Genomic DNA, 13,346 nt, shown 5'->3' with positions numbered 1-13,346 from the left:
ATTGTTCATTATTCATTTTTCATTAATAAGAGTGCTTCTTCGGCATTATTAGTCCACTGGATCGGGAGTTGTTTGGGCTGAGAATTCATCGCCTCACTGTCCCCCCCGCGCAGATAAACGACAATTTTAGGGGGGGTTTTGTAAGATTTTAAACTTTGTTGAGGACGAGGAGAACGTCTCTGTTGACGAGACTGTGCCGCCGTTGGGCGTTCGTTGCGATCGTCTCCCCCTGGTTTCGAGATCGGACGAGGGGAAAAGTCTAAGACCGAAGCGATCGCCGCTTCGATAATTTTCATTCTATTCTCTTCCCAAAGGATATCAAGGAAAATATATTCCGTCTCTGGCGCTGCTAACAACGCTTCTAAACCCCGTTCGAGTTCATCTTCGAGGTGAGACTCAGAAAAGAATTTTCCGTAGGTTTTTGCCCCAATTATTTGACAATTTCTCGGTTGTTGCTTCTGCTGACAGAGTAAATCCCAAATCGTCGCCGCTACCCCTTCCCCATCGCAAAGAATGCCGATATTTCCTTGAGGATTCTGCCATGTTAAGGGTCGCCGCGTCGCGATCGTAGAGCGATTATCGCCATTTTCCCGCAATTGTGCCAAATCGAAGAGATCGGGGTGATAAATAGCGGCGCGATCGTTCACCGTCACTTTGCCATCTAAAGCCATAATTTCGCCATTTTCCGCGATCGCCAAAGGATTAATTTCAATGCTGTCCAAATCTTTAAGAATTGCCAACCCATACATTTTCTCAACAATGTCACTCACCGGGGAAACTTGTTTCCCTTGCAAGCCAATTTTCACCGCTAACCGCCTGGCATAAAATGAGGAAAAATCATCTTCTACGACTACTTTTTGCATCCCAGATAATAAAGCCTCGACATCCATTCCTCCTCGCTTCGATCCCAGTAAAACCAAACGCTGCAAGCGATAGTCAAAGGTGACGGCTAAAAATAATTCCGTTTGCGCTTGGTAGCGTGCTTCCGCTAAAAGTAATTGGGGATATTCTCCGGCGATCGGGAGATGTAAAATAGTTTGTGCCGCCGCGATCGCATCAATGGTATTCTCCACAAAGCGAATTCCTCCTGCTTTTCCTCGTCCCCCTGTCCGCACTTGGGACTTCAAAACGACGGGATAAGGCACTTGTAATTGCTTGATTTCTCTGGGGTCATCAATCAATTGAGAAGGAAGGACGGGAATGCCAACTTCACGAAATAAGGCTTTGGCTTGATACTCGAGTAAATCCATTGAACAATTTAAAAGGCAACTTGACTGCTTGCAGCATTTTTATCAGTTATTTGTTCTCTACTTTAGAGATATTCTAACAATATATTCTGTGAAAAGCAAAAATGAGCTACATAAAAATTTGGGCATCGAACCAAATTTTTATCCGATTCATGAGGTGCTGTGGGGGTCACAAATTCCGCCCTTTAAAAGCGCCGTCCCCTATCGAATCGAAGATTCGGCTAAAGGTGCTAAATGCCTCATAAAATCGCGTTTACCGATTGGCGCTCCTGCCATACGCATAATGTCATAGGCTGTGGTTAGATGGAAATAAAAATTGGGGATCAGAAAATCATCGACATAGGAGAGTCCAGATAATTCTAGATAGAGTCCTTGACCAAGTTCAAGTCGCTTGGTCTCTGAAAGTTTAGCATCAGTAATATTTATACTTGCCAACAGATCTTGCGTGGCTGAGATGAGGTTTCTAGCCTCAGTTAAAGAGGCGATGTTTGGATTCAAGTTCTTTGTTGACTGTCCTCGGCACCACAATGTAAAGTTATGGGGCTGATCGCAAGTAAAGGCGATTTGCGTGCCAAAAGGAAGCATATCGGGGGCTATACGGCGTTGTAATAGGGACTCTACATCGTTTGCGAAATGAGTCTCCGCTACCTCTAAGAGGTGGCTTAATGTATCAAGTCTAGAACTAAAGATATTTTGTAATGCCGTGATTTTCTGCTTGTCCATATCATACAATTCCCGAACTCAGATTAAATTTAATAATTGAAAACCGACAAAAGTTAGCCAACCACTGCTTAATAATAACACAGGAACGCACCAAGCCGCGATCGCCTCTGGAAAACCGCTAATTTTAACCATGCCGTGATAAAGGGTCAAAATCAGATGAGAACTGGTAAATAAGGTGAGAATTACCATCACTTCCCCTCCAAAATGAGTTGCAATTCCGCTCATTACGGCCAAGAATCCCAGGGGAATTAAAGTTATTCCCGCAACAAAAATATCTGCGACAAAATCACCGGGAATGCGAAAGAAAAAACGGAGAAGAAACCCAAATAGTGCTAAACTGATAAAAGGGATAATACCCACAAAAATTAAAGGAAAACTCGATAATCCCAGCAATTTTTGCCAGCCCCAATCAATCCCCACCAGAAAGGCAATATTGGCGATCGCCGCACAGAAAAAACTGAGGGCGATCGCTTCTCTCGCGGGCAAGTTACTATAAGCATTAATTCCACCCTGACTGGGATTAATAATAATCTCCCAAGCTGCCAAAATAAGGTGCTGAATTTCAGAAAGTTCCTGGTTAAATTCCCCTTGATAATCTTTTTCATCGAGGCGAGATAGAGTCTCTTGTGCTAATTGATAACCACTGCGATCGCCTTGTTCTTGGAATAATATTGCGGCTTGTTCTAAATCTCGTTCTGCGGTAAAATGTTCCTGTAAATCGCGATTTGCGACACCGCGATAATAATAAGCCGTTGCAAAATGAGGATCGCAACTAATGGCGCGATCGTAGGATTCAATAGAGGATTGGATGTAACCCAAACGATACCGCGATCGCCCTTGATAATAATAAGCCTCCGCACAATTCGGGAAAAATTGTAAGATTTGCCGACAATTTCCTAGAACCAAGCGATCGTCTTTTAAAGTATAATAAATTTCTCCTCGTTTGAGATATGCTTCCAGAAAACGAGGACTTAAATTAATGGCTTGATTGTAGCTGGCGATCGCCCCTTGATAATCCTTTTGAATGGCTTTTTCAATCCCTTGTAGATAAAAATCCCATTCACTTTCCTGTTGCTTCTTTTCGGCTTCTGGGGGTACACCTAATTGGCGATCGTAGTTTTGTCTTTGTTGGCGATCGCAGAGAACTTCATAAGCTGCAAGAATCTGTTTAAATTGTTCGGAAGCCTCGGAATTGTTGGGATTAAAATCGGGATGATAGAGACGGGCAAGACGACGAAACGCTGTTTTTATTTCCTTCGAGGTAGCGTTTGGAAAAACATTTAAAATTTCATAGTAGGTAGGGGTTTGGTCTCCAAACCCTCCAAACCCCCGATCCGATCGGTCTACCATTTCCAAACCCCTACGATTAACGACGCAACTTTGCTTGTTTTCCTAACTCAGTAAATTCATTTCGCCAGTAGTCACTCTCCGGTAAACCATTAGCCTTAAGATCGGCAATAATATCCTCCCAACGCTTCGATTTTTTAGCTTGCTGCATGGCTTCATAACGTTCTTTAACGATCCTCCATTGAATAATCGCATTTTGTGCATCGCGATAAGCAGAACTATTGGTTTGAATCTCTTCAGCGAGGGCGATCGCCCCTTGTAAATCTCCTGTTTCCATGAGGGAAAATGCAGCTTGTAAAATATCTTCTCCTTCATTCCCCGTAATTTTAGCAGGAGATGAAGCACGTTCAATAAAGGAAGGAGACGCACATTGTAAATAATTTTTAGACACCCAACCTTGAATGGGATTGCTAATTTCAACCCAATTCCCATCTTCAAGTCCGGTCAAAATAGCCCGTTCTCCTCGTACCATACCACCAATTTTTTCTCCATTTGGTCGAGTGCGAATATTGAGTCCAAATTCTGATTGGACAGTACAAGAATTAGTCGGAATCTTATCTGTAGCAGAGGTTTCTAGGACATTCGCTGCTTTTTTATTCTGGGAAGGACCTGTTTTCCTCGTCACGGAAGATTGAGGAGATTTTCGTACAGCGAGGGTGACAACAAAAGAAAAGGAAAACATAACAGTGACTAAAAATGCCAATAAGATAAAAATCCCGAGGGAATTTTGCGCTTTTTCCTGACGTTTCTGAGATTTGGGCGGTTTTTTGACCCGTCGGCGACGGAGGATAGGTGTCGGCGAACTATTGCTGGCGATCGCCTCACTATTAAGAGGCAGTTGATAACGAGAAACTGGGGCGATGGGAGGGAGTTCCGTATGCGATCGCGGAATCTGAATTTGTTCGATGGTTTTGAGGACTTCTCGGGCAGACTGATAGCGATCTTGAAACCGATAGGCTACCATGCGACTGAGGACAGCAGCAAAAGCGGGACTACAGATATTTTTCGGCCAGATAATTTCTCCGGTTTGGGTATCGTACTGAAAAAATTGAGGATGAAACCCAATTAAGGCTTGGATCGCGATCGCGCCAAGGGAATAAATATCGCTACTTAAGTAATAATGTCCTTGACGTTGTTCGATCGCCATATAACCAGGGGTCCCAATGGCCACAGTTTCGACGGTATTGGCGGGCAAGGTTTTTTGCAGGTAAATTTGTTTAAGACTGCCAAAATCCACCAACACTAACTTATTATCCTGCTGACGACGGAGAATATTATCGGGTTTAATGTCGCGATGAATCACCCCTTGGCTGTGAATAAAATCCAAGAGGGGTAAAATTTCTCGCAGAAACTCGAAAACTTGACTTTCACTCCAGCGATCGCCGGCAATAATTTCTTTACTGAAAGGATAACCTTCTACATAATCTTGCACCGCAAAAAAATCCCCCGAGGCTTCAAAATAACTCAACAAACGGGGAATTTGAGGATGGGTTCCCAACTGTTCTAATGTTTCTGCTGCTTGGGAAAACAACTGTTGGGCGATCGCCATAGCTTGGGGATCTCGACTTGCGGGTTGCAGTTGCTTGACCGTACAAAGAATCTTATCGGTATGGTGGGTATCTCGTGCCAAATAAGTTCGGCCGAATCCTCCCGATCCTAAAATAGAGATAATTTGATAGCGTTCGTTGAGAATCTGGCCTAGCATGAGATAGCGCGATCGCGATAATTCGTTATTAATTTTAATACTTTAACTGCATTCTTCACATCTATAAATCAATGGGAGAAGTTCAGAGGCGATAATGTCCGCCGCACTTTTAAGAATTAAAATAGCAATATCTAATACACTCGCGCTTCTGCGGAATTTACTAGGGGATAGGGGTTCGGGCAATGTGGTTCTCCTGCAATCAGGCCGATAATTCTAGCATTTTTTGTATGGGCTTCAATGCGGCTGCTTGAATTTCTGGGGGCAAAATGATTTCTGGGGTTTTATTTTTCATCGCCAAATAGAGTTTTTCCAAAGTATTTAAGCGCATATGAGGGCATTCATTACAAGCACAATTGTTCATTGCGGGTGCAGGAATATATTCTTTTGCAGGTGTTGCTTTTTTCATTTGGTGAATAATACCCGGTTCCGTTGCCACAATGTATTTTTTACTCTCATTATTTTGGGTATATTTTAAAAGGGCTGTAGTCGAACCAATGTAACTCGCGTGTTTCAATACTTGCGGTTCGCATTCGGGATGGGCGATAAATTCGGCTTCTGGATGTTCTATTTTTAACTGTACAATCTTTTTCTCAGAGAATGTTTCGTGAACGATACAACTTCCTTGCCATAACAGCAGATTCCGTCCAGTTTGTTCCATGACATAGCGCCCTAAATTTTTGTCGGGAGCAAAAATAATGGGGCGATCTTCGGGAATTTGCTGAACAATTTTGACGGCATTAGAACTGGTACAAATAATGTCGCTCATTGCCTTGATTTCGGCGGTACAATTGATATAAGAGATAACAATACAATCAGGATTCGCGGCTTTAAAGGCAGCAAATTCTAGAGGAGGACAACTATCTGCCAGAGAGCAACCTGCCTCTAAATCTGGCAATAATACCAGTTTATTCGGGTTGAGAATTTTAGCAGTTTCTGCCATAAAATGAACCCCAGCAAAGACAATGACATCGGCATTTGTTGCGGCTGCTTTTTGTGCTAAACCGAGGGAATCGCCGATATAGTCAGCAATATCTTGAATATCAGAATCTTGGTAGTAATGTGCCAAAACAATAGCGTTAAGATCCTTTTTCAAGACTTCAATGGCAGCAAAAAGATCGTTAGGAAGTGCGGCTGGATGGTTGGGATTTTCGGCGATCGCGGTGGTAAACATTGGCATTGGACTCCTAGATTAGTGATTTGTATAGTAATTTTTAGCGTGTTAATTACGTGTTAATTATAGGACTTACGCAGCTAGTGGTCTGTTTTATCTCAAATGACGAGTATAACCGATATTGTGTTTTATATATTAGTATTTTTATAGATTCACCTTATAAGCACTCAGGGACTGGTATAATAATATTCACCTTATAAGCACTCAGAGACTGGTATAATAATATCGAGAACATTAAGCCTGCATTTGTTCCGATCGATGAGAAAATCGCAAAGTGCAAGTCAGAAAATTCCTCGCTTTAGCGCTATTACTGCTAGTTTGATGCGGTTGGCGATCGCCGGGGCGATCTGTGGTAGTTTTGGACTGCTGGCATTACAATCAGCCGATCGCGCGGAAGGAAAAGAGAGGCGATCGCATTTTTCTAGCGCAACTTTAGTCAGTTGGCTGGGAATGAGTATCACTTTTTGGAGTTTAGGGGAATATTTCCAGTATCAAAGAAGGCGAGATGAGACAATATTACGCGATCGCCTTCACGTCATGGAAAGTTTTTGGCAGGAACAAAAACAAGATAATCTAGAGTTGCAGCATCGCTTAATTGGCGATCGCCAAGAATGGGAAAGTGCGATCGCCAGTTATAAAGTCCAATTATCCGAACAAATACAGCAACAACAAGAATTAGAGCAAGAATTAGCACAAACTCAAAAAGTTTTAAAACAAAGGGAAGATATTCCGACGATCGACTATGCTATTGCTGAAAATGAACATTTGCTACAAGAAAAGAATGATCTGACTCAAGAGTTAATATCTGCAAAAGCACAGATTTGGCATTTACAACAGGCGATCGCATCAGATAATTCTGAGAATGATATCATTATAAATGATGAGGTAATTGATAATAAATCGAATGCGATCCGTCTATCTGAATTAACAGGCATTTCTGGAGATCGTGCAGTTAGTGCTTTGATGAAGTTAGGGTTTGCACGCGATCGGCAAACAGGGGATCATGTTATTCTGAAAAGACATCTAAATTGTACAATTCCCCTGAAATCAGAACTTTCTCCAGCAACTCTTAAAAGTGCATTACGTCAAGGGAATGTAAATCTTGATGAATTCCTCGATAGTTTATCGTAATTGTCTCAAATAGCGAGAAATTCCCATTAATTTCCCCAAACTAATTTGCGGTTTAATGGGTAATAAAATAAGTCCATAAATGAACACGCGAAAAAAGCGAAAAAGAAAAATAGAAAGAGGGGCATATTTGTTTAAAGTTAAAAGGTAACTATAGGTGCTATGTTCTAACTTTTTCTTGATATTGCGATTTGTAATTGAGGAAGGATAATGCACGATCGCCATGCGATCGGTAATCGCAATTTGATGTTCCTCTTGACGATAGCGCTGACAAAAATCAAAGTCTTCATAATAGAGAAAATATTGCGGATCGAATTGGGGACAAATAGAAAACTTCTCAAAATTAATTAATAAGCTACATCCACTAATCCAATCACAAATAACATAAGGTTCTTCAGAAGCGCGATCGATTAAATTTTCTTCAATAATAGCACCACGACTGGGGATAAATTTTCCTCCCGCAAACCAAATCTTTTCTTCTGGAGTATAAATCACGGTACCTAAAATAGAGATATGCGAATATTGAGAAAAGAATGGTTCTACTTGTTCTAAAGTATTTTTAGGTAAGATTGTGTCGGGATTAATCAGCCAGACAATTGCACCGCGATCGCGCTTCCAAATCCAGTTTAAACCCACATTACAGCCATTGCCAAAACCAATATTTTTCTCTGTTTCTAAAATGAATACTTTCTCGGATTCTAATGTTTTAATAGTATCATCTTCGGGGGAATTATTAATAATAACAAATTGATACAAAACATTTGAAATAGATAAACAAGATTTGATAAGTCGTTTGACTAAATCAGTTGAATTGTAATTAACAACCACTAAATAAATATTTTTGTTCATTATTTTACCATTATTTTAAGACATTAACTCAATCTTGCAATCATCTCCAATCATAAAACGAATAGCTTTTGGGCGCTTAGAAGCCAGAATTAATTGGGCGCGTTGTCCAATTAAACTATCCACAATACGTTGGTGAATATTAACAATTTTAGCACCGGATAAAATAACACTATGATCGATATCTGTATCGATAAGCGTAACATCATTGGCAATGCTACTATAAGGACCGATAAAACAATTTTCTAAGTGACAGTTTTCGCCAACGATCGCGGGACCGCGTATAGTACAATTAATTAATTGCGTTCCTTTCCCCACCTCAACGCGCCCATATATCTGAGAATCTGAGTCTACATTACCAGCAATTTTTGTTTCTAGAAAATCATCTAAAACAATGTGATTTGCTTCAAGGAGATCGTCTTTTTTCCCTGTATCCAACCACCATCCCGATAATTGCATTGCTTGAACATTATACTGTCGATCGATTAAAGTTTGGATCGCGTCAGTAATTTCTAATTCTCCTCGCGGGGAAGACTTAATTTCTGCGATCGCCTGATGAATAGTGCGATCGAAAAAATAAACCCCAACTAACGCTAAATTAGACTGTGGATCTTTCGGCTTTTCGATTAACTGTAAAAGTCTACCGCGATCGTCTATCTTAGCAACACCAAAAGCACTCGGATTTTTAACTTCGTGTAGTAAAATTAATCCATTTAATTGTTGTTGTTGAAACTTAGCGAGAAATTCTTGTAGGCGATCGCGAATCAAATTATCCCCCAAATATAAAACAAAAGGAGAATCCTGGAGAAAACTTTGAGAAACTTTAACAGCATGAGCCAGTCCTGCGGGTTCTTCTTGCAGAATATAAGTTATCTTAACGCCAAAACGACTCCCATTTCCCGTTTTTGCCTTGACTTCTTCTCCTGTTTCTGGGCTAATAACAATACCGATCTCGTTAATTCCCGCCGCCGCGATCGCCTCAATTCCATACCATAAAATCGGCTTATTGGCAACAGGTACGAGTTGTTTTGCTCCTGTATAAGTTAAGGGACGCAAGCGAGTTCCTTTACCACCCGAGAGAATTAATGCTTTCACTTTACCTCCGAATGTGTCGGTTCTGGAGTAACAGTTGAAGCCCTGAGTTGTCCGCAGGCCGCATCCGCTTCTAAACCGCGAGAATAGCGAATGCTAACCGCTATTTTATACTGTTCGAGGGTATGTTTAAACTGTTGGATGCTGTGGGTATTCGGACGTTGATAATCTGCTTCAGAAATGGGATTGTAGGGGATTAAATTAACATGACTTTGCAATCCTTGAATCAATTTTGCTAATTCGATCGCCTGTTGAGGATCATCATTCACTCCCGCAAGCAGAATATATTCAAAAGTAACTCGCCGACCCGTCATATTGACATATTTACGACAATCTGCCATAAGTTTTTCAAGGGAATAGTGGTTAGCACTGGGAATTAATTGGGTTCTTAATTTTTGGTTAGGTGCATGGAGACTCACTGCAAAAGTAATTTGTAAATGGTGTTCCGCGAGTTGGCGAATGCGATGGGGAACTCCTACCGTAGAAATAACCAGCGATCGCTGACCGATCCCCACATCTTCATTCAAAGTTTTGACCGAAGCCACCACTTCTTCTAAGTTTAATAAAGGTTCTCCCATGCCCATAAAGACGACATTAGAAACCCTCTGTTGAAAATCCTCCTGTACTGTCAAAACCTGATCGACAATTTCCCATGCTTTCAGACTGCGGAGAAATTCGCCTTTTCCCGTGGCGCAAAAATCGCAGGTCATGGGACAGCCAACTTGGGAAGAAACGCACACCGTGAGGCGTTTTTCCGTAGGAATACCGACGGTTTCTACGATCGCATCATCTTCCAGACGCAAGAGATATTTACGGGTTTGATCTGGGGCGATACTTTTATGATGGATCTGCGATCGCCCAATTTTTACCGCTTTGAGTTCCTCTCGCCACTGTTTGGGGAAAACTGTAATATCAACAAGCGATCGCGCCCCTTTTTGGTATAACCATTGATGAAGCTGCTTGCCGCGATAAGGCGGTTGACCCTGCGATCGCACCCATTCCGTCAATTGCGCTAGGGAACGTCCCAATAAAACATTATCTTGTTTGGGTTTTTCTTGTACTGGTACAGTCATTCCTTAAATTTCAGACTCCCTAACGGCATCGTTTCCTATTGTGACCGATCGGGGCGGGATTAGCATGGGAATATCTGGGACGCGATCGCCTTGTGGGAATTTGTCGGTGGTTTTCCCTTGTTATTGCGATCGGTTTTTCGCCAGTGTTTACACTTATATACAAACTGTGAATTGTTTCCCTTGTGACTATTGCGAAATATAAAGCAAACCATGTAAAGTAGAGAGAAACATTTATTTACAATTCCGATTTTAAAAAATTGAGATGACCAATCGCAATATTTTGCTAGTTGAAGATAATATCGCCCATGTGCGCCTTATTAAAGAGGCTTTTAAGGAAAATGGGGGAACCCATCAAATGATGAGTGTCAATGATGGGGTAGAAGCGATCGCTTATCTACGACAAGAACGAGATTATACCAGCGTACCTCGTCCCGATATCATTCTCCTCGACTTAAATTTACCCAAGAAAAATGGCCATGAAGTCTTGGCAGAAATTAAAGCCGATCCTAACCTCAAACATATTCCCGTACTCATTTTAACAAGCTCTAAAAGAGAGGATGATATTTTAAAGAGTTACGATCTTCACGCTAATTGTTACTTAAATAAATCCGGCAATCTTCAGCAGTTATTTGAGGTCGTGCGTAAAATTGAAGATTTTTGGTTGACCACAACCATGTTACCTTCAACCTGAATGAGGATCAATTATTCATTAATTTAGATACTTCTGGGTTATAAATGCGTAAGTAATTCCAATAATTGCTAAAAACAGATTCTACATAATTTTTGGTTTCGCCAAAGGGAATTTTTTCAACAAATTCATCAGAGTCGTTAAAGCCAAACTTTTTAACCCAGCCACTCACATTACCCGGACCTGCATTATAACTGGCGATCGCCAACATGGAATTATTTTTATATTCTTCATGAGTATAATTTAAAAACCACGTTCCCAAAGAAATATTATCTTCTGGATCGATCAAAGAATAGTCCTTCAAAGCGATCTTTTCGGCAATCCATTTTCCGGTTTCCGGCATCACTTGCATTAATCCAGTTGCCCCCGCCGAAGAGCGAATTTCTGGCTCAAAACGCGACTCTTGGCGAATCAAAGAAACCACCAACATCGGATTAATTTTATGTTCCTTAGACCATTTTACAATGGTGTCATTGTAGGGAAAAGGAAATAATGCTTGCCAATATTGCGGCGTTTGACGCAATGCTAACCATTGTTCCCGTTCCTCTGGTTTTTCTCGTTCTTTTAAACTCCAAATTAAATTAATCCCTTTCAAATAATCCCCAGTGGTTTGTAGTAATAATCCTTCCGTAAATTGTTCTGCAACACTGGGGTCTTGTCGGTTGCCGAATTCCGCTTGCCAAAGGGTCCAAGCATCCCCATCTTGACCGAGTTGATAGAGTTCTTGGAAGAGTTCCGATCCGGCGGGAGGGAGAGGACGAAATGGCGGTGGGACAACTTCCGGCTGTCGATCTCGCACGGTGGTAAAACTGCCCACATCCCAACCCAAAAGAGCCGCAGATCGCCAAGCATAATAGGATTCAGGATGTTTGGCAAGGACGTATTTATAGGCAGCTTGTGCATCTTCAGGGCGGTTGAGACGAGTCGCCCATTTTCCCACCCAAAAGGACGCTTTGGGGGCTAAATTACTGTTGGAATTGTTGGCAGCAATCGGGTGCGCCCATTTCCATGCTTGAATATATTCTCCTTTTTTAGCATAATTCTGCGCGGTTTCCCAACGGTAGCGGGCGGCGGCCTCGGACTGGGGATATTGATTGAGGATCAGTTGTTTGGCTTCACTTGCTGCTTTGCCATTCCTCTGTTTTTCGAGGAGTTTTGCTTTTTCCAGGAGGGCATCCGGGGCGCGATCGCGATGATTTTGGATCGTGCGATCGAGGTATTGTAATGCTTCTTGGGGATCGGAAAGTCGCGCCAAGTGGAGGAGTGCGAGTCCGGTTTCTTCTGCCTGGGGGAACTGGTCAACGAGTTGTTGATAGCTAATTTTGGCTTCAGCTTTACTGTTCCCCAAATCTCGCCCTCGGGCGGCGCGATAGAGATTTTCTGAAGTGTTTGGGGCTTTGCTGTAAGCACTACCCGCCTTGCCATATTCCCACTGTTCCCAATAGCCATCGGCGATCGCCTCCCATTCTTCTGGGGTGAGGCGATCGCGATAATTTTTCACCAAGTAATCGCGAATATCCGTCATGCCAGGGGCATCGGGGGTATTTTTGGCCAAAAAGAGCAGCAATTTGGGCTGATCGAGTTTCCCCTCTAACCCTGTGCGGACAATTTCATGGGTGAGGGGGTGTTGGGGATATTCGGCAATGGCGCGATCGCCGTATTGGGGATCGTATTCGGTCAAATGGTAATATGCCTCAGCGACTGCGGGGGAATCAGGATAGGTTTCAATCAGGCTCTCTAGGGTTGTTTTCGAGCGATCGAGTTCATTGGTCAATTCGTAAGCTCTCGCCCGTTTGAGGAGGATATAGGGGGCAAGGAGAGGATATTCATCTTCAAGATCGTTCAATAAGCGCAGGGCTTTACCCCCTTCCAATTCAGCGAGGCGATCGATCGCCAGTAAGTAGCGGGCGCGACTGCGTTCGATGGAGGGGCGATCGCTAAAGGCAATTTCATCCAATTGGACGGTGCGGGCTTCGGAAGGAAGCAGAACAAGGGGGAGGACTTGAGAGCTATCATCGGCGGGTTTAGGGGCAATTTTACCCACAGGGAGAAGATTTTTCTCAGCGATCCACTGTTCGATGGGAGCGAATACCCCTTGTTTTTGTGCCAATATAAAACCCGAACCGAGAATGGCGGCGATCGCGATACTCGTGCTGATCGTTAGGAATGTTTGAATGGGTCGTCCTTTTTGCATTCATCGAAAAATTGGGTAGAAACCCCGTCCTTATAGGACGGCTTTATATTAGTTTCGCTACCGCCTTGGAGTTGTTTAATTAGGGTGCTTTTGTATTGCACTTTTAACAGGACAATTACTGTATCTAATTAA

At 42.4% G+C, this 13,346-nt stretch carries 11 protein-coding genes; 2 read left to right on the top strand and 9 right to left on the bottom strand.

Going from position 1 to position 13,346, the window contains the following annotated elements:
- Positions 1 to 8: 8 nt before the first annotated feature.
- From VB714_RS09000 to nadA, 5 genes are all read right to left on the bottom strand, one after another.
- Positions 9 to 1,250 (bottom strand): ATP-grasp domain-containing protein, encoded by a 1,242-nt coding sequence (locus VB714_RS09000; protein ID WP_323223293.1) that lies wholly within the window; start codon positions 1,248 to 1,250, stop codon positions 9 to 11.
- A 198-nt stretch (positions 1,251 to 1,448) separates the two neighbouring features.
- Positions 1,449 to 1,970, bottom strand: a complete 522-nt coding sequence (locus VB714_RS08995; protein WP_323223291.1) for a DUF1993 domain-containing protein — start codon at positions 1,968 to 1,970, stop codon at positions 1,449 to 1,451.
- 18 nt (positions 1,971 to 1,988) lie between these two features.
- Entirely contained in the window at positions 1,989 to 3,320 is a 1,332-nt protein-coding gene (locus VB714_RS08990) for a DnaJ domain-containing protein (protein WP_323223289.1), read from the bottom strand.
- 16 nt (positions 3,321 to 3,336) lie between these two features.
- A complete protein-coding gene (locus tag VB714_RS08985; RefSeq protein WP_323223286.1) occupies positions 3,337 to 5,022 on the bottom strand; it encodes a serine/threonine protein kinase in 1,686 nt (561 codons plus the stop codon).
- A gap of 199 nt (positions 5,023 to 5,221) precedes the next feature.
- Positions 5,222 to 6,193 carry a quinolinate synthase NadA gene (gene nadA / locus VB714_RS08980; protein ID WP_416309639.1) on the bottom strand — a complete coding sequence of 324 codons (972 nt, stop codon included), beginning with the start codon at positions 6,191 to 6,193 and terminating at the stop codon, positions 5,222 to 5,224.
- Between the two features lie 258 nt (positions 6,194 to 6,451).
- Between nadA and VB714_RS08975 the strand changes: the two genes are divergently transcribed.
- Positions 6,452 to 7,324 carry a type II toxin-antitoxin system HicA family toxin gene (locus tag VB714_RS08975; protein WP_323223283.1) on the top strand — a complete coding sequence of 291 codons (873 nt, stop codon included), beginning with the start codon at positions 6,452 to 6,454 and terminating at the stop codon, positions 7,322 to 7,324.
- Here the strand turns inward: VB714_RS08975 and VB714_RS08970 are convergent.
- The 3 genes from VB714_RS08970 to rlmN are packed head-to-tail and all read right to left on the bottom strand — an operon-like array spanning position 7,316 to position 10,332.
- Positions 7,316 to 8,170 carry a glycosyltransferase family 2 protein gene (locus VB714_RS08970; RefSeq protein ID WP_323223282.1) on the bottom strand — a complete coding sequence of 285 codons (855 nt, stop codon included), beginning with the start codon at positions 8,168 to 8,170 and terminating at the stop codon, positions 7,316 to 7,318. The genes VB714_RS08975 and VB714_RS08970 overlap by 9 nt on opposite strands.
- 15 nt (positions 8,171 to 8,185) lie before the next feature.
- Positions 8,186 to 9,262 (bottom strand): glucose-1-phosphate thymidylyltransferase, encoded by a 1,077-nt coding sequence (locus VB714_RS08965; protein ID WP_323223280.1) that lies wholly within the window; start codon positions 9,260 to 9,262, stop codon positions 8,186 to 8,188.
- The gene (rlmN, locus tag VB714_RS08960; RefSeq protein WP_323223278.1) at positions 9,259 to 10,332 is read right to left on the bottom strand and encodes a 23S rRNA (adenine(2503)-C(2))-methyltransferase RlmN; all 1,074 of its coding nucleotides are present in this window, start codon (positions 10,330 to 10,332) and stop codon (positions 9,259 to 9,261) included. Before rlmN ends, VB714_RS08965 begins: the two co-directional genes overlap by 4 nt.
- Positions 10,333 to 10,594: 262 nt before the next feature.
- Between rlmN and VB714_RS08955 the strand changes: the two genes are divergently transcribed.
- Positions 10,595 to 11,023, top strand: coding sequence for a response regulator (locus VB714_RS08955; RefSeq protein WP_323223276.1), 429 nt, complete (start codon positions 10,595 to 10,597; stop codon positions 11,021 to 11,023).
- Between the two features lie 7 nt (positions 11,024 to 11,030).
- Here VB714_RS08955 and VB714_RS08950 read toward each other — a convergent pair whose 3' ends face one another.
- A complete protein-coding gene (locus tag VB714_RS08950; RefSeq protein ID WP_323223274.1) occupies positions 11,031 to 13,214 on the bottom strand; it encodes a transglycosylase SLT domain-containing protein in 2,184 nt (727 codons plus the stop codon).
- Positions 13,215 to 13,346 lie beyond the last annotated feature (132 nt).

The organism is Spirulina sp. 06S082 (assembly GCF_034932145.1).
Classification (GTDB): Bacteria; Cyanobacteriota; Cyanobacteriia; order Cyanobacteriales; family Spirulinaceae; genus CCY15215.
Note: the sequence above shows the minus strand (reverse complement) of the source record. Positions and strands in the feature narration are given on the sequence as shown.

Coding starts and splice junctions, on each gene's coding strand:
- VB714_RS09000 (WP_323223293.1), bottom strand. CDS start 1,250: ATGGATTTACTCGAGTATCAAGCCAAAGCCTTATTTCGTGAAGTTGGC.
- VB714_RS08995 (WP_323223291.1), bottom strand. CDS start 1,970: ATGGACAAGCAGAAAATCACGGCATTACAAAATATCTTTAGTTCTAGA.
- VB714_RS08990 (WP_323223289.1), bottom strand. CDS start 3,320: ATGGTAGACCGATCGGATCGGGGGTTTGGAGGGTTTGGAGACCAAACC.
- VB714_RS08985 (WP_323223286.1), bottom strand. CDS start 5,022: ATGCTAGGCCAGATTCTCAACGAACGCTATCAAATTATCTCTATTTTA.
- nadA (WP_416309639.1), bottom strand. CDS start 6,193: ATGTTTACCACCGCGATCGCCGAAAATCCCAACCATCCAGCCGCACTT.
- VB714_RS08975 (WP_323223283.1), top strand. CDS start 6,452: ATGAGAAAATCGCAAAGTGCAAGTCAGAAAATTCCTCGCTTTAGCGCT.
- VB714_RS08970 (WP_323223282.1), bottom strand. CDS start 8,170: ATGAACAAAAATATTTATTTAGTGGTTGTTAATTACAATTCAACTGAT.
- rlmN (WP_323223278.1), bottom strand. CDS start 10,332: ATGACTGTACCAGTACAAGAAAAACCCAAACAAGATAATGTTTTATTG.
- VB714_RS08955 (WP_323223276.1), top strand. CDS start 10,595: ATGACCAATCGCAATATTTTGCTAGTTGAAGATAATATCGCCCATGTG.
- VB714_RS08950 (WP_323223274.1), bottom strand. CDS start 13,214: ATGCAAAAAGGACGACCCATTCAAACATTCCTAACGATCAGCACGAGT.